Consider the following 19,160-nt stretch of genomic DNA (forward strand, 5'->3'; position numbering starts at 1 on the left):
TTTAATCAAATATGATTATCTTGAAAAATAGTTTCAATAGAAATAATTGCCAACCATGATGAACATTGATAATTTGAATGTAGAAAAAGATATTCTACCTCTTTTTAATGTAACATTGAATTATAATTCACGTTCAACGTTACTCCAATTATTGGATACAAAACCGAAAACGTTACAAGAAGTCATAGATAGACAAAATATTATCAAAAGTTTTGTACAACAAGTGGAAGGAAAGTCGCTATACAATTATTCTAAAACGGAATATAACGAGGTTTTGAATACAATAAATAACGTTGAATCAGTCGATTTTCTAAAGATAAAATTCTATTCATCTGTTAAATCTACTCTCGAAAGTTCGCTAACACAACTTTATATTTTCTTCAATAAAATTTATACGTTTTTGCAATCGTTAGAAGTACAATTGTTTCCAACTAAATTTCGAAATCTATTAGACAATATGATTGCTACATTGATGTCAATTGAAACGGAAAAAAATTATCAATTCATTCGAAATAGAAAATTTAAGAGCAAGGAAATTCTAAACGCAAACGATTTATTGATTGAAAACAAAGCACAAATCAATTCATTTTTCGAGCAACTTCATCTCTTCGAAGCATATTTATCTATTAGTTTAAAAGTAATTGAACATCGATTTATTTTTCCGACTATTTCACCACAAAACGAACTCGATTTAGTTGACTTTTATTATCCATTACTCAAAAATCCTGTCAAAAATAATTTCAAAACTTCTAAAAATGTTGTTGTATTAACAAGTGCAAATATGTCAGGAAAATCAACTTTTTTTCGTGCAATTGCTTTTTGTAGTTATTTGGGAAATCTTGGACTTCCAGTTTCATGCAAATCAGCAACAATTCCTTTTTATCAAACTATTAGTATCAATATCAATCATACAGACAATGTGTTGAAAGGATATAGTCATTTTATGAATGAAATTATGAACCTAAAAAATTATCTCATTTCGAGTAAAGAAGCAGGTTATAGTTTTGCTATTTTCGATGAATTGTTTAGCGGAACAAATTCGATAGATGCAACGAATTTATTAACAAAAACAATAAAAGGTCTAGATTCACATCAAAATACCTTGACATTTATTTCAACACATCTCAATGAAATTCTGGACGAATTACAACAACTTGATAACACAGAATTTCTGCATTTGGAATGTATTATTGAAGATAATTTGCCAATTTATACCTACAAAATAAAAAATGGTTCTTCCGACATTCGAGTTGGACAATTAATTTTTGAGAAAGAAGGATTAGAAAAATTATTATAAAATATATTTTAAAATTAATAAATAACTTCTTACTTTGTTTTTCAAAGCACTTTTATGAAACAAAATCTTAAATTAATAATATTATTGTTTTTAATTACATCTTGTACGTATAAAAAAGGAATCAAGATTAAAATAATAAATGATTCTAGTTTTAAAATAGAAAACGTAAAATTTTCTGCTGAAAATTCATTTATATATGTAAAAAAACTTGAAAAAGGGAAAAATTTCAATAATGTACTTGATATGAACAATATTTCTCATGGTGATGGATCCTATCAATTAACATATAAAATTAACAATCTAACTAAATCTATTAATACTGGATATTTTACAAATGGTAAACCTTTAGATAAAAATATGCAAATAATTATTAAAAATGACACCGTTTTTGTTGATTATAAAATTAACAGTTTTTAAATTTTTATCAATCATACTTCACATTAAATATATTTAAGAATTGTTTAACATTTAGCCATGTAACTTTTCAAATGTTGTTGCGCCTTATTAATATTAATAACTTAATAACTTAATAACTTAATAACTTAATAACTTAATAACTTAATAACTATGAAAAAATACTTTTTTCCTATTGTTTGCATTGCAGCAATTCAAACGTATGCGCAACAAAATGTAAAAGGAATTATTCAATACACCAATCAAACACCTGTAGCTTTAGCAGATGTTGTGATTTCGCAGGGTGATAAAATTGTAGATGAAATCTCTACAGACGAAAATGGACATTTCTCAGTAGTTTTAGATGAAGGTTCGTATACTTTCAAAATAGAAGAAGCTGGTGTTACATTACATTCAGTTACGCTACAAGTTACTAAAAATGCTGATTTAGGTGTTATTTTAGTTCCAAAAAATGAAAATGTAACGTTAACGGAAGCCGTTGTAACAGGACAAAAAAAATTAGTTGAAAAGAAAGTAGACCGATTAATTTTCAATGTCGATCAAGCAGAAGGTGCAAAAGGAGGAAATGCCTTAGATGCGTTAAAACTTGCTCCTCGTATTAAGGTGGAAGAAGCGACAGACGCTATTTCTATTATTGGAAAAGGCTCGGTTAGCGTCATGATTAATGACCGATTAATGCAAATGAGTAGTGAACAATTGGCAAATTATCTGAAAACCATTCGAACAGAAGATATTGATAAAATTGAAGTCATTACAAATCCTCCAGCCAAATACGATGCGACAGGAAACAGTGGAATCATCAACATTGTATTGAAAAATGCAAAACAAGATAGCATGAATGGTTCTATTTCTACTTCGTACAATCAGCAAAAATACGGTGGATTTAATTTGAGTGGAAATATCAATTACCGCAAAGGAAAATGGACCTTAACTTCTAATATTTACAACGGTGCAGGAAATTGGTATGATAAAAGTAAAAATACAACTTTGTATCCCGACGAAAAATGGAGTTCGGATGACATCAATAAAAATGATAATAATTATTATGGCGGTCGAATTGGAGTCGATTATCAAATTAATGACAATTTAATCACAGGTTTCAATTTTAATATTTCGAAGAGTGAAGGAAAAAATAAAGGAGGTTCAATCTTTGATATTTTCGATTTAGAAAATAACACAACAGATCGTTATATGACAACGAATAGAGATGGTGGAAAGTGGAATTGGAATTATCTAGGATTGAATTACCATATCATCAAAAAATTCAAAACGGATGGACAAAAGTTAACCTTCGATTTTGATTATTCGAACAATGAAAATGATATGAATCTCAAAAATATCAGCAATGAGTTTAATCCTAATTGGACAGAAATTCCTGGTAAATACCAAAATAATTACAGCTTAAATAATGGTTCTTCAAACCGATTCAATGCAAGCATCGATATGGAGCATCCTATTAATTCGTGGAAGATGAATTATGGAACACGTTTACGTTGGGCAACAGATGAAGCAGAAAATCAACGATTTTTAAAACTTAATCCGAATAATGATTTCCATGAAGATACTGATTTTGCTAGCAAATACAAATACAAGGAAAATGTCTATGCGTTATACTATTCGATAGAAAAAAAATTGAGCGAAAAGTTAACAGGAAAAGTTGGTTTACGTTATGAGCATGCACAAGTGAAAAGTATTATGGAAGATCCGAAAGATAATTACGAAAAAACTTACGATGGCTTATATCCAACTGCTTATTTAATGTATCAATCTTCAGAAAATCATTCATTTACTTTAAACTATAGTCGTCGTGTGGATCGTCCATTTATTTGGTATTTAAATCCGAGAAGAACGAAACAAAATGAATATAGTTATTCGGAAGGTAATCCAAATTTAACACCTTCTAATTCAAATAATTTCGAGTTAGAACATGCGTACAAAGATTTATTGGTAACAAGTTTGTATTACCGCAATGCGAACGATCTTTTTGAACAAGTAAGCATAAAAGATCCTGATACAAAGATTACACTTTCTAAGCCTTATAATATTGGAAAAACATATAGTATTGGTCTAAGTGAAAACATTAATATAAAACCTTATAAATGGTGGAAAATAAATGCCTCGGCAGATGTTTTCTATCGTAAAACAACAAGTAAAATTCCGGAAATGAATTATACATTGGATGGAATGAATGGGGAATTTAGAATTACAAATAATTTAGATTTAAATAAAAAGAAAACACTTTTTGCGAATTATACGTATTCATATTACACTAAAAGTACAGATGGTTTGGAGAAATCTGGAGATTTTATGCGCCATAATATAGGATTAAGAGCAATGGTATTTAATAAGAAATTGCAACTTTCGGCAAATATCTCTAACCTTTTCGAAAATAGAAATGGAACTTACACAAATGTATCAAACGACGTAGTCAGCACAAGTATTAGTCAACCATTCAGAATGTATCGTATTGGAATTAGTTACAATTTCGGAAAACAATTTAATATAGAACGTTCAAAATCTAACCAAGAACAAAGCAGTAGTGGAGGAAATGGTTAAAATTTATTCCTGAATGAATAAAACCTGAACAAATCTGTTCAGGTTTTTTTTATAATAATTATTGATCCAATTCTATCAAAAGCTTTTTTAATAGAATAGATAAATTCTCTTGTTCTTTTTTATTCAAAATTTGAATTGAATTTTTAGCTTCATCAAATCTTTTTTTGATAGCTTCATCAATAATTTTCTTTCCTTTTTCTGTAAGTCCAGCCAAACTTATTCGTCCATCATTTTCATCTGCCGCACGATAAATTAATTCTAATTTTGTTAAGCGATTCAAAAGTGCTGTCATCGCTCCGGAAGTAATTACAACAGATTCCATCAATTGTTTTGGCGTTAATTGATAAGGTTCTCCTGAACGACGAAGCGTTGCTAACACATCTAAATCAGTATAATAGATTCCATTTTCCTTTAAAGCCAAACTTGCTCTATTCTCGAAAATCTTACCCAATTTCATCACTCTACCTACAATCTGCATTGCATCAACATCCAAATCTGGACGTTCTATATTCCAATCAGCAATTAATGCATCAATTAAATCTTTATCTTTTTTCATCACAATTAATTGAAAAACAAATGTACAAATTATCTTGATGTAAAGATAATTTGATATATTTTAAATATATCTTGATATAAAGATATATTTAAAATCAATAAGAAAATGAAAATTATTCAAACCGAAAATATGCCAATTGCAAATGGACATTACTCACAATGCATAGAACATAATGGAATTCTATATCTTTCTGGTCAATTACCAATTGACCGCAAAACCAAGAAAATTCCAACAACAATTTCAGAGCAAACTAACTTAGTTTTAAAAAATATCGAAACGATATTACATGAAGCTAATAGCGATAAAAACCATATATTACAGGTTCGAATTTACATTCCGAATATTCAATTGTGGGATGAAGTAAATACCGTTTACAGTAACTTTTTCGGAACTCATAAACCAACGAGATGTGTTATTCCTACAAATAAATTGCACTATGGCGCATTAATCGAAGTTGAAGTAACCGCAATCAAAAAATCCTAACGATGTACAAACAAGCTATTATAGAAACTCATCAACGAATTTCACCTTTTATTCACAATACACCAATCTTAACGTCAAGTTTATTGAACGAAATAGTTGGAGCGAAGTTGTTTTTTAAATGCGAAAACTTTCAAAAAATGGGTGCCTTCAAAATGCGTGGTGCAACAAATGCTATCATGCAACTTACAGACGAACAAAAGCAAAAAGGAGTTGTGACACATTCTTCTGGTAATTTTGCTCAAGCTTTAGCACTTGCAGCAAAAAGCTTGGGAATTGAAGCTTTTATTGTAATGCCCAAAACTGCTCCACAAGTTAAAAAAGACGCTGTAAAAGGATACAATGGGCAAATAATCGAGTGTGAACCAACTTTAGAAGCGAGAGAGAAAACAGCAAAACAAATCGAAATACAAAAAGGTGCAACGTTTATTCATCCTTCAAATGATCTCAATGTTATTCTTGGACAAGGAACTGCAGCGAAAGAATTATTAGAAATACATCCAGACCTGAATTATATATTTACTCCTGTTGGTGGTGGAGGTTTAATTGCGGGAACAGCTATTGCTGTGGAAAATTTTGGTGAAAATTGTAAAGTAATCGGTGGAGAACCTTTTGAAGCAGATGATGCCTATCGTTCGTTAGAAAGTGGAAAAATAGAATCTAACATTACAACAAATACAATTGCAGATGGTTTGAAAACAGAATTAGGTGATATTAATTTTCCCATCATCCAAAAAGGTGTAGAAAAAATAATACGTGTAACAGAACAAGAAATAATTGCAGCAATGAAATTAATTTGGGAACGTTTAAAAATTGTTTGCGAACCTTCTTCTGCTGTGGCTTTAGCTGCATTAATCAAAGAAAAAGAAAGTCATAAAAATATGAATATAGGGATAATCGTTTCTGGTGGAAATGTCAATTTAGACACTTTACCTTTTTAAAAATTTTTCTATAAATAATAAAAAAATAAACCCCTAAAACATAAATTTTAGGGGTTTTGTATTGTAAAAATATTCTATTAAATCGAATAATTACGATGTCCAAAGATCGAACTTCCAATGCGAACCATTGTACTACCTTCTTCTATCGCAATTTGATAATCTCCGGACATTCCCATTGATAAAATAGTTAGATTTTCGAAATTATTTTTCAACGAATCAAAGTTAGATTTTAAAGAACGAAACTCTTCTCTAATTTGATTTTCATCTTCCGTAAACGTTGCCATTCCCATCAATCCAACTACGCGAACATTTGGTAAATGCTGAACTTCTTCTTGCATAATTTGTTGAATTTCTTCTTGATCCAAACCAAATTTAGTTTCTTCATCTGCTATAAATTGTTGCAACAATACATCAATTACGCGATTATTTTTTTCGGCTTGTTTGTGAATTTCTTTCAACAATTTTAGACTATCAACTCCATGAATTAAATGCACAAAAGGCGCCATATACTTCACTTTGTTGGTTTGTACATGTCCAATCATATGCCAACGAATATCCTTTGGAAGAACTTCGTATTTATCACACATTTCTTGAATTTTGTTTTCTCCAAAATCTCGCATTCCAGCCGCATAAGCTTCTTGCAAATCCTCTACAGGTTTTGTCTTAGAAACCGCTACCAATGTCACATGAGCAGGAATTGTAGCTTCGATTGTTTTTAAATTTTCTTGAATACTCATTTTTTATTCTTTCAAATCGAATACAGCAAAACCGCTTAAAGGTTTTGGTTCGATATATGTACTTTTTGGAGGCATTTTAAGCCCTAAATCTGCAATCAATTGCAAATCCTTCACATCCACTGGATAGAAAGCAAAAGCAGCAATATAATCGTGATGATCAACCTTGTTTTTAAGTGCTTCCACTCCTTCTCTATTACGCGTTCCACATTCGTAATGAACACGTTTATCCTTTTTAGAATCTTGAATATTAAGAATTGGTTTCATCACATTTTCTTCGAAAATATACGTATCCAACTCGCTTAATCCTTCGGTTGTCAATAAGTTATTTTTGACATATAAACTATAAAATTGACCATCTAAATACATCACAATATGATGTTTTTTTGTTGGCACAACTAATTCATCAACTTTCGGAATAATTTCAAAATCAACTTCTAAAGCAGTTAAAAATGCTTCTGGAGTTAAGCCATTTAAATCTTTAATTAATCGATTATAATCATTGATAATCAAATCTTCATTCGAAACTAAAAGTGCTAACGTATAATTAAACGCTTCATCACCATAGACTTCATCTTTCGAATTTTCAACCGCAAATTTTGTGTATCGTTCCGAACTTTCCATACGATGATGTCCATCTGCAATGTACAATTCGTCCAATTTCTCGATCGAATCTTTTAATTGTTTTAAATTCAATCGATTATCAACTCTCCACAATAAATGTTGCGTTCCGTTTTCTTCTTCTATTTTTAGAATCGGCTTGCGTTTCATTTCTGTATCAATTAACAAATCTACACGTTGAGCAGGTTTATAAGTCAATAAAACAGGCTCCGCATGGAAGTGAGATTCCTTCAAATAATCAGCAAATAATTCCACACGACGTTCCAATGTTTCTTCGTGTTTTTTAATTTTATTTTGACGATAATCATCAATATTCACCAAGCCCAAAAGTCCTTTTGTTTCGCGTCCATCAGGCTGTATCACTTGATAAATATAAAAAGAAGACTTGTCTTGCGTTAATATTTTTTTCGAAATAAAATTCTCGAAATTCTCGCGAACTTTTCTGAATTTTTCTTTCGGATCTTGAATCGTTTCGTCCCAAGTTGGCAAAATAATATGCAAAAAAGAGTGTTCTCTGTTATTGATATAATAGTCCAATTCTTCTTTCGAATATTGATTAACGGCAAGCGTTACAAATTCTTGAGAAGTTTCTTCTGTAGGTCGAATTCCTTTGAATGGTTTAAATTGAGGCATTTTGAATAGTTTTAGATAGAATGAAACTCAAAATTATTTTCCGTAAATCTCAACGATTTGCGAAGCTAATTCAGTTCCAATTCTGTCCTGCGCTTCATTCGTAGAACCTGCAATATGAGGAGATAACGACAACGATTCGTTCATCAACAAGCCCATTTCTGGTGTTGGCTCATTCTCGAAAACATCTAAAGCCGCACCTGCAACTTTACCATCTTCGATTGCATCAACTAACGCTTTTTCATCAACAACTCCTCCACGAGCCGTGTTAATTACAATCACGCCATCTTTCATTTTTGCAAATTCTTTCTCGCCCAAAATATATCCATCTTGCGCTGGAACATGTAACGAAATGAAATCTGCTTTTGTAATGACTTCATCAAAATCAACAGAAGTGATTGTAAACGTTAATTTTTGACCATCAAAAAATTCTAATTCGATGTCACGTGTTGCTGGAAATTTATCATACACTAAAATATTCATTCCTAAACCAATCGCTTCACGAATTACTTCTACACCGATACGACCAAAACCGATCACACCCATTGTTTTCCCTCTCAATTCGATTGCTTTTGCGTAAGCTTTTTTCAATCCATTGAAGTTAGAATCTCCTTCTAAAGGCATATTACGATTGGCTTGGTGCAAATTACGAACGATAGAAAACAAATGCGCAATCACAAATTCTGCTACCGATTGAGAAGAAGATGCTGGCGTATTAATGACTTGAATTCCTTTTTCGCGTGCATAAGCAACATCGATATTGTCCATACCAACTCCACCACGACCAATAATTTTAAGATTTGTCGCATCAATCAAAGGTTGACGAACTTTAGTCGCAGAACGTACTAAAAGTACTTCTATTCCGTTTTCGTTGATATAATTTTCTAATTGTTCTTGTGCTACGTGAGCAGTTATTACTTCGAAACCTTTTGCTTCTAAAGCTTCTATTCCTGCCTTAGAAATTCCGTCGTTTGCTAATATTTTCATGTTTTTATTATAGAATTAAGATGCGAAATTTTAGATGTTAGATAATATATTTCTCAATACTAATATCTAGCGTCTAATATCTGCTGATTAACCAAATTTTTGTTCAAATTGTTTCATTACTTCTACCAAAACTTGAACAGATTCTAATGGTAAAGCGTTGTACATTGACGCACGGTATCCACCAACATCGCGGTGACCAGCCAAAGAAACAACTCCAGCTTCTTTTAACATTGCGTCAAAATCAGCTTTGAAATCTTCGTTATTTAAGACAAAAGTAGCATTCATTTGAGAACGATCTTCTGTTGTAGCAGTTCCTGTAAATAATCCGTTACGATCAATTTCAGCATACATTGCATCCGCTTTTGCAGTATTAATTTTTGCAATCGCTTCTACTCCACCTTGCTCTTTTAACCATTGTAAATTTAACATAACACCGTAAATTGCAATTACTGGCCAAGTGTTAAACGATGATTCTTTTTTGATATGTGTTTCGTAGTTTAAATAATCAGGAATATTACGTCCTGTTTTACCTAATAAATCTTTTTGAACGATTGCAACGGCAGAACCTGCAGGTCCCATATTTTTTTGAGCTCCAGCATAGATTACTCCGAATTTAGAAACATCAATTGTGCGAGATAAAATATCCGAAGACATATCACAAACCATTGGAACTGGAGAATTTGGAAACTCTTTCATTTGTGTTCCAAAAATAGTATTATTTGATGTGCAGTGAAAATAATCTACATCTGAAGGAACAGTATATCCTTTCGGAATATAATTATAATTTTGATCTTTTGAAGAAGCTATAACTTCAATTTCTCCGAAACGCTTCGCTTCTTTGATAGCATTTTCTGCCCATTTTCCTGTTTGTGTATAAGCTGCTTTTCCGCCTTCTTTCAATAAATTGTAAGCTACAGTAGGAAATTGCAATGAAGCTCCGCCTTGCATAAAAACTACGTCATGCGTTTCTGGAACATTCATCAATTCTTTTACCAACGCTCTTGCTGTATCAATCACTTCTACCGCATCTTTGCGACGGTGAGAAATTTCTAAAATTGATGTTCCTGAATTGTTGAAATCTAAACAAGCTTGAGCCATTTTGTCAAAAACAACTTGTGGTAAAATGCATGGTCCTGCACTAAAATTGTGAATTTTCATAATTAAAATTGTTGTGTGTTTGTGTGTTTAATTTGTAAACAAATATAGTAAATCAAATGTGGAAAGAAGGGAATAATTACTTAACTTTTGAACAGAATACAAACAAAAAACCCTAAACTTATTTAGTTTAGGGTTTTTCTATTATTTGATTGAATATTTATTTTAGTATTGAACAAAATCAACATTCAATTCTTCTGCTTTGCGTTTGTAATATCCGTCAGCTAATTTATCTTTAATCTCAGCAAATGAGTTTAACGTATATTCGATGTGCTCGTCTTCGTGAGCAGCAGTTGGGATAATACGGAAAATAATCATTCCTTTTGGAATAACTGGATAAACCACTACAGAAACGAAAATACCATATTCTTCACGCATTTCTTTCGCTAATACAGTCGCTTCGATAGGAGAACCATTCAATACGATTGGTGTAACACACGTGTTAGAACCTCCAATATCAAATCCTCTTTCTTCTAATCCTTTCTGAATTTTTTCTACATTGTGCCATAACTTATCTTTAAGTTCTGGTTGAGAACGTAACAATTCAAGACGTTTTAAACCTCCGATTACCATTGGCATTGTCAATGATTTAGCGAAAATTTGAGAACGTAAATTATATTTTAAAATACGGATAATATCTTTGTTACCAGCGATAAATGCTCCGAAACCTGCCATAGATTTTGCGAAAGTTGAGAAATAGATATCAATCTTATCTTGACAACCTTGCTCCTCTCCAGCTCCAGCTCCAGTTTTACCTAAAGTACCAAAACCATGTGCATCGTCTACCAATAAACGGAATTTGTATTCGTCTTTGTAAGCTGCAATCTCTTTCAAGATTCCTTGTTTACCTGTCATTCCGAAAACACCTTCTGTAATCACTAAAATTCCACCGCCTTGTTTGTCAGCTAATTTACGTGCACGAATAATTGTTTTTTCGAAACTCTCGATATTATTGTGTTGATAAATAAAACGTTTACCAAAGTGTAAACGAACACCATCAACAATACAAGCATGACATTCAGCATCATAAACGATTACATCATTTTTAGATACTAAAGCATCAATTGTAGATACCATACCTTGGTACCCGAAATTCATTAAATAAGCAGATTCTTTTTGAACGAAATCAGCCAATTCTTGCTCTAATTGAGCGTGATAATCTGTTTGACCAGACATTGCACGAGCTCCCATTGGATAAGCCATACCATATTGTGCCGCAGCATCAGCATCCGCTTTACGAACTTCTGGGTGATTAGCTAAACCTAAGTAGTTATTGATTGACCAAGTAATTACTTTTTTACCTTGGAATTCCATTACGGGTCCAATTTCTCCTTTTAACTGTGGAAAAACATAATAACCTTCACCATAATCAGCGAATTGACCTAATGGTCCAGGGTTCTGTTTTAAACGTTCAAAAATGTCCATTTTATTATAGTTTAATTTTTTATTAATTGAAAAAAAGTAGAAAGTGAACGAACACTACCTACTTTAAATATTTAATTTTTACAAATATACGTATTATTTGATTCTTTCGACTGTTGCTCGAGCTTCTAAACCATTGAGTCTGCTATTTGTAAAGCCTTGCTCTGCCATCCAATCATCACTAAAGACTTTTGTCATATAACGTGATCCGTGGTCTGGATACAAAATTACAACTAAAGAATTTTCGTCAAATTCTCCAGCTTCAGCCAATTGTTTATATGCTTGTGTAGCAGCACCAGAAGTATATCCTGCCATAATTCCTTCTTTCAAAGCAATTTCTCTTGTGCGATAAGCAGCTTCTTCGTCTGTCACTTTGATAAAAGAATCAACCATTTCAAAATCTAAAGCTCCAGGAACCAAATTTTTTCCCATTCCTTCGATTCTGTAAGGATAGATATCATTTTGATCAATTTTACCAGTTTCGTGATAACCTTTCAAGATTGATCCATAAGCATCAACTCCGATGATTTTTACATCTGGGTTTTGCTCTTTTATATAACGTGCACTACCTGTCAAAGTTCCTCCTGTACCTGTACAACCGATTAGGTGAGTAATTTTACCCTCTGTTTGATTCCAGATTTCAGGACCTGTTGTTAAATAGTGAGCTTCTGTATTCCCTTGATTAAAATATTGATTAATATAAAGAGAATTTGGCGTTTCCGCAGCAATACGTTTTGCTACTTCGTAATATGATCTTGGATCATCAGCAGGTACATTCGCAGGGCACAAAAATACTTTTGCTCCCATCGCTTTCAAGAATGAAATCTTTTCTGCCTTTGTTTTATCCGATACCGCTAAGATACATTTGTACCCTTTTACGATAGCCACCATAGCTACAGCAAATCCAGTGTTACCTGAAGTTGTTTCTACAATCGTAGCACCAGGTTTTAATAGACCATTTTTTTCAGCCTCTTCTATAATATGTAAAGCTATTCTGTCTTTTGTTGAATGTCCAGGATTGTAACATTCTAACTTTGCATAAACTTCGCCTGGAATGTCTTGGTTAATTCTGTTTAATTGAACTAATGGAGTATCTCCAATTAACTCTAAAACGTTTTTATATTTACCAGTCATTTCACAAATATTCTTTTCTAACAAAAAGCAAAATTAAGGATTTTTTAATTAATTGTTAAAAGATTAACACGTAAAATTAATCATATTACAATTTTAAACTAAAATTCTTATGATTTACTCGTTATTAAATTAGTTATTATTTAAATTAAAAATATGTTCTAAAATTCTTTTATCAGCAAGTGTAAAAGCAATTTTTCTTCTTTCCATCATTTTTTCTGCAGCTTCACAAGCTTTATCAAAATTAAAAACAGGAGCGTTTGATTGTCCACCCCAACTATAATGTTTAATCATATTTGGTGGAAAACCTGATTGAAAAACGTTCGCACAAACTCCAACAACTGTACCAGTATTAAATTGTGTATTGATTGCAGATTTAGCATAATCGCCCATTATTAAACCACAAAATTGCAAACCTGTTTTTACAAATCTTTTTTGGTTATAACTCCATAACTTTACTTCTGCATAATTATTTTTCAAGTTTGAGTTATTTGTATCCGCGCCTAAATTGCACCATTCTCCAATTACAGAATTCCCTAAAAACCCATCATGTCCTTTATTTGAATATGCTGTTAAGATTGAATTATTTAATTCACCACCAACTTTACAAAAAGGACCAATCGTACAACCAGCGTATATTTTTGCACCCATATTTATTTTTGCATGCTCGCATAAAGCTAATCCGCCACGAATCATAGAACCTTCCATAATTTCGGCATCTTTTCCGATATAAATTGGACCTTCTGATGCATTCAAAATAGAAAATTCAACTTTCGCACCTTCTTCAATAAATATTTTTTCGGGAGCTAAAACTTGGTTGGTTGCTGATATTGGTTGAGAAGTTCTTCCTTTTGTAACTAAATCAAAATCAAATTCAATTGCTTGAAAATTGTATGTAAACATATCCCAAGAATGTTGTAGATGTATTACTTCATCTTCAAATTGAATAACGTCTGATGTGATTTTTGGAGTTTCTTCAGTTGATTTAACTGCTACAAGTTGATTGTCAAAAATTAGGGTTTGATTTGGTTTTAAATCCTTTATCGCTTCAATTAATTTTTCATTCGGAAAAAAAGTTGGGTTGATAAATGTATTTTCTGTTTGAAGTTTAGCAGGAAATTTTTCTTGCAAATAAGGTTTCGTTTGATAAGAAACCTCTGTATTTAGTATTTTTTCCCAACGTTCTGCAAAACTCAATATTCCCATTCTTAGGGCTGCTACAGGTCTTGTAAATGTTAGGGGCAAAAAATCTTCCCATTCTTCGCCATCAAAAAGAACTATGTTCATTGATCTATGAATTTGTGCAAATTTAAAAATAATTATTTTATAAGTCGATAATATCAATATAGATTCTATCGACAGCCCTCCTAAAATAAATCATTCAAAATATTTGGTCGATGTAAAAAGGTCGTCGTAATTTTAGGCACATTTTAAAAACATTTTTCATTTTGAAATCAGCTCCGATTCATTTTGGTTCAATCGCATATATATTAGACGATTACCTTGCAAATAACACTTTTTCTTCTATCTTCTTTTTGGTAGATGAGAACACTCATGTGCATTGTTTACCGCTATTATTAGCCGATTTGGACAATATTTCTGCTTACGAAATCCTTGAAATTGACTCTGGAGAAGAAAATAAAAACATTGATACTGTAACCAATCTTTGGTTAGCATTAAGCGAATTGGGTGCAGATCGTCATTCATTAGTTATCAATGTTGGTGGTGGAGTTTTAACGGATATGGGAGGTTTTATGGCCTCTACTTTCAAGCGTGGAATCAAATTTATTAACATTCCAACTACCTTATTATCGCAAGTCGATGCTTCTGCTGGCGGAAAAAATGGAATTGATTTAGAAGGAATGAAAAACATGATCGGGACATTTACACAGCCAGAAATGGTGTTAGTTGATCCTAAATTTTTGTTGACATTAGAACAACGTCAAGTAAAATCTGGTTTGGCAGAAATGTTGAAACATGGTTTAATCAAAAATCGTGATCATTGGGATAATTTGGTGCAATTACCTTCGCACGATGCTGAAGCTTTGGCGCCTTTTATCATGGATTCTATTCATATCAAAGAAAATGTGGTTGACAATGATCCGTATGAAAAAGGTGAACGCAAAATTTTAAATTTTGGTCATACAATTGGTCATGCCATCGAAAGTGAATCCTTAGAAACTGATTTTCCACTTTTACATGGTGAAGCAATTGTAATCGGAATGATTATTGAAACGTTCCTTAGTTATGATCAAGAATTAATTTCTAAAGCTGATGTAGAAGAAGTTTGTGAAAGTTTTTCGTCAATGTATGCTTTAAATACAATTGATATGAAAATTTTTCCGAACTTAATGGAATGGATGAAACACGACAAAAAAAATCAAAACAATTCAATCAACTTTAGTTTGATCAACAAGATTGGAAATTGTCGTTATGATGTAGTTTGTACTGAAGAAGAAATCAGACAAGCTTTTGAAAAATATAATCAATGGATTGCCTAAAAAAAAATATTTCTTTTTTTGTTGTTGGATTAATATTAAGCCTTATGGTTGCTTGTACATCTCAACACAAGAAAGAAGATGCTAAAGTAGAACAACCTTCAAACACTGTTACGATGAACGAAAAACCTCAATTCAATATCAATAAGTCAAACGAAGAATGGAAAAAAGAACTTTCTTCTGAAGAGTATTATGTTTTAAGAGAAGCTGGTACAGAACGTCCTTTTACAGGAAAATTCAACATGCATTTCGAGAACGGAATTTATACGTGTAATGCGTGTGGAGAAGAATTGTTTTCTTCTTCTTCTAAATTTGACGGACATTGTGGTTGGCCAAGTTTCGACAAAGAAATAAAAGAAGGTAAAATCGTAGAACGCGTAGACACTTCACACGGAATGAAGAGAACAGAAATTCTTTGTGGAAATTGCGGAAGCCACTTGGGACACGTTTTTGATGACGGACCTACAGAAACTGGTTTACGTTATTGTGTAAATTCGCTTTCGTTAGATTTCAAACCTGTAAAATAAAATCAAAAAGCTGTTTCAACAGCTTTTTTTAATGTAAAAATACTTTATGAAAATACTTCGTATTATTATCGTTCTTATCTTATTGTTATTAATTTATAACGGTGTTTACAATTACAATTTAATGGTAAATATAAGAACAACCGATCGTCCGATTAATCCATTACGCTATATCTTTTTCGGTTTTTATTTCTTCTTAATTCTGTTGAACTTGATTGAATATATTCGAGGAAAATTTACATACGGATCATTCAAAAAAGTAATTTATTATTTGATTTTCGCTGGATATTTAGCATGTATTTTCATGTTCAAATACAACGATTATCACATTCCGGGCTTACCACTTTTAGGTTATTTCACATTGGTCGGAACTACTTTATTTATGTTGAGTCAAATCATCAAAAACAAACCTCCGTACAAACGCGTAAAAAAATAATTTTTCGAAATGAATTTGGTTTCGGATAGAATTACGTTCAAACAAATTAATCAATTAGCGATTCCTGCTATTTTTTCGGGAATTGCCGAATCTCTTATTACCTTAACCGATATTGCGATGGTGGGTAATGTAAAAGAATATTCGGTTGAAGCACTTGCTGCGACTGGTTTAGCTGGTTCTTTTCTTTCAGGAATTATCTGGATTGTTGCCCAAACCAAAACCTCTATTTCGTCTTTGGTTTCGCAAAGTTTTGGAGCAAATAAATTGGAAAGTCTCAAAACTTTAGTTCCGCAAGCGTTGTATTTCAATCTATTTTTGAGTTTACTTATTTTTGTTCCAACGTATTTTTTTGCACAAAATCTATTCGAATTGTACAATGCAAAAGATTTGGTTCTTCAATTTTCAGTAGATTATTACAAAATCAGAGCATTTGGTTTTCCATTAACACTTATTTCGCTCACTCTTTTTGGAGCATTTAGAGGAATGCAAAACACCGTTTGGGCAATGAAATGTAGTTTAACAGCTGCATTTGTTCATGTCTTTTTAGACTATATTCTAATCTTTGGAGTAAATGGGATAATTCCCGCTTATCATATTAAAGGCGCTGCTTATGCAAGTTTGATTGCACAATTGATTATGGTAATTATGGCGTTTTACTACTATTTCACGAAAACTTCATTTGGATTAAATCCAGGAAAAACCATTCATCCACTTTTTAAGAAATATATCAACTTAAGTTTCAATTTTATTTTACGAACAGCTTCGTTGAATGTTGCATTTTTTCTTGCGAATTCTTACGCCACCGATTACGGAAAAAATTATATCGCCGCGCAAAGTATTTTGATGAATATTTGGTTGTTCTTTTCATTCTTTATTGACGGATATGCAGGTGCTGGAAACGCGATGGCAGGTCGTTTACAAGGCGAACGAAACTATCCTAAACTTTGGATTTTAAGCAAAGATATTTCCAAATATTCAGTTTTAATTGCGTGTATTTTAATTGCGATTTGTTTCATTTTTTATAATCAAATTGGGCAAATTTTCAATCAAGATCCAAATGTTTTGATCATTTTCAATTCTGTATTTTGGATGGTTTTACTGATGCAACCAATCAACACATTGGCTTATATTTTTGATGGATTTTTCAAGGGAATGGGCGATGCAAAACTCTTGCGAAACAACTTAATTATCGCAACATTTCTTGGATTTCTACCAACCATTTATCTTGCAGATTACTTTGGTTTAAATATTTATGGAATTTGGATTGCATTCGGAATTTGGATGTTTTTACGCAGTTTTCCGTTAATGTACATTTTTAGAAAACGAGTTTTAAATCAATAATAAAAGTCGCACTAAAACGACTTTTACTATTTCATCTAAATTCTATTTTCCTAAAGTGTTGAAATAAAAGATTTTTGAATTTTTCCGTTGAAATATGTCCTAGACATTTAATTGAAAAATTATCACGAATATAATTCATAAATCTTTAGTATTAGTCAAGATTTAAAAATCAATATCCCAAATTCCTACTACTCTTTCTAAATCAATAAGACCTGAAGCGCAATTATAAAGAGTTTCCAAATATTGATTTTGAGTTTCATTATAAGTTCGTTGAGCATCTAAAACTTCTAACAAAGACGAATTTCCTCTTTTGTAACTGTATTTTTTAGCCTCTAATATTAAATTCGCATTTTTTAATATTTCAATATCAAATTGTTTCAACTGTTTTTTATAACCTTCATACAACTCATATGCTTCTTTTACTTGAGATTTAATCTCTAATTCTATTTGTTTATAATTTAGCTCCTCTTGTTTAAATTGCATTTTAGCAACATTTAACTCTTTATTATATTTATTAGAAAATTTCAATGGAATACTTATTCCTCCTTTAATTTGTGTGAACTGAGGAGTTTCTGCTTCCAAATTTCTAACAGCTGTTGAATGCTCTAATCCTAAAATCAATCCCAAATCTATTGCACGATTTGCTTTAGCTAAATCAATCATTCTTTGACTAACATCTTTACTTTGCAAGGCTACTAATAAATCTGTTCGATTACTTAAGGCCATTTCAGTCAAATTGATTAAATCAAAATCACGTTGAAACGTTTTCAAATCTCCTACTGTAGAAAATAAATCTGCATATTGATCAATTCCCATAAAAGTTGACAATCGAATTTTTGATGTAGCAAAATCTGTTTCTGCTTGTATTATTTCATTTTTTAATGACTGAGTTTCTAATCGACTTTGTCTTGCATCAGTTTCAGAAATCTCTCCTAATTTGAATCTTATTTCATCCGAATTTGCTAACTGATTCATCATGTTATAAGAATTCTCTTTTACATTCAACATTTCTTTCTGATAGATTGTTTGAAGAAATCCTAATGTTGCGTCTGCTTTTAAATTTTTGAAATAATCTAAAAGAATTAATTTCGTTAATTCAAATTCACTTTTAGCTAAATTAATTCGAGCTTTTCTTTTTCCTCCTAATTCTAAAACCCATCCAACTTCCGCTGAATATCCAAGTCCCATTTTTCTTTTGGCTTCTCCATTATCAAAATATTCAAATTGAAGCTCGGGATCCGCAAATGCTTTTGCACTTAAAATTTCTGTTTCGGCAATATCTACATTAAAGCGTTCTGCTGTATAAGAAATATTATTTGCCTGAACTGTTTCTATAAATTTTTTATAATCTAACTCGCTTTCACTTGTTGTTTGAGCAATTAATTTAGTATTTACTATAAACAAACTACACACAACTAATAACCAATATTTTTTCAT

Annotated in this window: 18 protein-coding genes; 9 read left to right on the forward strand and 9 right to left on the reverse strand. The window is 31.6% G+C overall.

All coding sequences use genetic code 11. The features are described 5' to 3' along the window. The first annotated feature begins 55 nt into the window (after positions 1-55). From B4H69_RS11440 to B4H69_RS11450, 3 genes are all read left to right on the forward strand, one after another. Positions 56-1,297, forward strand: a complete 1,242-nt coding sequence (locus tag B4H69_RS11440) for a MutS-related protein (RefSeq protein WP_180906165.1) — start codon at positions 56-58, stop codon at positions 1,295-1,297. Positions 1,298-1,351: 54 nt separating this feature from the next. Further along, positions 1,352-1,714, forward strand: coding sequence for a hypothetical protein (locus tag B4H69_RS11445; protein WP_180906164.1), 363 nt, complete (start codon positions 1,352-1,354; stop codon positions 1,712-1,714). Positions 1,715-1,864: 150 nt separating this feature from the next. After that, a complete protein-coding gene (locus tag B4H69_RS11450; RefSeq protein WP_180906163.1) occupies positions 1,865-4,267 on the forward strand; it encodes an outer membrane beta-barrel family protein in 2,403 nt (800 codons plus the stop codon). Positions 4,268-4,325: 58 nt separating this feature from the next. Here the strand turns inward: B4H69_RS11450 and B4H69_RS11455 are convergent, their stop codons facing one another. Further along, positions 4,326-4,823 carry a MarR family winged helix-turn-helix transcriptional regulator gene (locus tag B4H69_RS11455; RefSeq protein ID WP_180906162.1) on the reverse strand — a complete coding sequence of 166 codons (498 nt, stop codon included), beginning with the start codon at positions 4,821-4,823 and terminating at the stop codon, positions 4,326-4,328. Positions 4,824-4,928: 105 nt separating this feature from the next. Between B4H69_RS11455 and B4H69_RS11460 the strand changes: the two genes are divergently transcribed. Both B4H69_RS11460 and B4H69_RS11465 read left to right on the forward strand, forming a co-directional pair. Next, on the forward strand, positions 4,929-5,306 hold the full coding sequence (locus tag B4H69_RS11460; protein ID WP_180906161.1) for a RidA family protein: 378 nt from the start codon (positions 4,929-4,931) through the stop codon (positions 5,304-5,306). A 2-nt stretch (positions 5,307-5,308) separates the two neighbouring features. Then, positions 5,309-6,244, forward strand: a complete 936-nt coding sequence (locus tag B4H69_RS11465) for a pyridoxal-phosphate dependent enzyme (RefSeq protein WP_180906160.1) — start codon at positions 5,309-5,311, stop codon at positions 6,242-6,244. Between the two features lie 77 nt (positions 6,245-6,321). Here B4H69_RS11465 and B4H69_RS11470 read toward each other — a convergent pair whose 3' ends face one another. From B4H69_RS11470 to B4H69_RS11500, 7 genes are all read right to left on the reverse strand, one after another. Continuing rightward, a complete protein-coding gene (locus B4H69_RS11470) occupies positions 6,322-6,981 on the reverse strand; it encodes a YggS family pyridoxal phosphate-dependent enzyme (RefSeq protein WP_180906159.1) in 660 nt (219 codons plus the stop codon). Between the two features lie 3 nt (positions 6,982-6,984). After that, a complete protein-coding gene (locus tag B4H69_RS11475) occupies positions 6,985-8,232 on the reverse strand; it encodes a DUF1015 domain-containing protein (protein WP_180906158.1) in 1,248 nt (415 codons plus the stop codon). A 33-nt stretch (positions 8,233-8,265) separates the two neighbouring features. After that, positions 8,266-9,216: a D-2-hydroxyacid dehydrogenase gene (locus B4H69_RS11480; protein ID WP_180906157.1), complete on the reverse strand. Its 951-nt coding sequence runs from the start codon at positions 9,214-9,216 to the stop codon at positions 8,266-8,268. Between the two features lie 87 nt (positions 9,217-9,303). After that, positions 9,304-10,374 (reverse strand): 3-phosphoserine/phosphohydroxythreonine transaminase, encoded by a 1,071-nt coding sequence (gene serC, locus B4H69_RS11485; RefSeq protein ID WP_180906156.1) that lies wholly within the window; start codon positions 10,372-10,374, stop codon positions 9,304-9,306. 162 nt (positions 10,375-10,536) lie between these two features. After that, complete coding sequence (locus B4H69_RS11490) at positions 10,537-11,796, reverse strand: aminotransferase class I/II-fold pyridoxal phosphate-dependent enzyme (protein WP_180906155.1); 1,260 nt, start codon at positions 11,794-11,796, stop codon at positions 10,537-10,539. Positions 11,797-11,889: 93 nt separating this feature from the next. Next, positions 11,890-12,927 (reverse strand): PLP-dependent cysteine synthase family protein, encoded by a 1,038-nt coding sequence (locus tag B4H69_RS11495; protein WP_038336998.1) that lies wholly within the window; start codon positions 12,925-12,927, stop codon positions 11,890-11,892. Between the two features lie 129 nt (positions 12,928-13,056). Then, positions 13,057-14,211, reverse strand: a complete 1,155-nt coding sequence (locus tag B4H69_RS11500; protein ID WP_180906154.1) for a GlmU family protein — start codon at positions 14,209-14,211, stop codon at positions 13,057-13,059. A 161-nt stretch (positions 14,212-14,372) separates the two neighbouring features. On the opposite strand from B4H69_RS11500, the gene aroB reads away from it, so the two are divergent. Genes aroB through B4H69_RS11520 form a run of 4 tightly spaced genes read left to right on the forward strand, consistent with a single transcriptional unit; the run spans position 14,373 to position 17,723 of the window. After that, the gene (aroB, locus tag B4H69_RS11505) at positions 14,373-15,425 is read left to right on the forward strand and encodes a 3-dehydroquinate synthase (RefSeq protein ID WP_084106957.1); all 1,053 of its coding nucleotides are present in this window, start codon (positions 14,373-14,375) and stop codon (positions 15,423-15,425) included. Continuing rightward, positions 15,413-15,949 carry a peptide-methionine (R)-S-oxide reductase MsrB gene (gene msrB / locus B4H69_RS11510; RefSeq protein ID WP_180906153.1) on the forward strand — a complete coding sequence of 179 codons (537 nt, stop codon included), beginning with the start codon at positions 15,413-15,415 and terminating at the stop codon, positions 15,947-15,949. The genes aroB and msrB overlap by 13 nt, the downstream gene beginning before the upstream one ends. A gap of 46 nt (positions 15,950-15,995) precedes the next feature. Then, the gene (locus B4H69_RS11515) at positions 15,996-16,382 is read left to right on the forward strand and encodes a hypothetical protein (RefSeq protein ID WP_147279964.1); all 387 of its coding nucleotides are present in this window, start codon (positions 15,996-15,998) and stop codon (positions 16,380-16,382) included. 9 nt (positions 16,383-16,391) lie between these two features. Continuing rightward, positions 16,392-17,723 (forward strand): MATE family efflux transporter, encoded by a 1,332-nt coding sequence (locus B4H69_RS11520; RefSeq protein WP_291094035.1) that lies wholly within the window; start codon positions 16,392-16,394, stop codon positions 17,721-17,723. Positions 17,724-17,885: 162 nt separating this feature from the next. On the opposite strand, the gene B4H69_RS11525 is transcribed toward B4H69_RS11520, so the two are convergent. Further along, positions 17,886-19,160, reverse strand: coding sequence for a TolC family protein (locus B4H69_RS11525; RefSeq protein ID WP_291094038.1), 1,275 nt, complete (start codon positions 19,158-19,160; stop codon positions 17,886-17,888).

This window comes from Empedobacter sp. UBA6745 (assembly GCF_002453775.1).
GTDB lineage: Bacteria > Bacteroidota > Bacteroidia > Flavobacteriales > Weeksellaceae > Empedobacter > Empedobacter falsenii_C.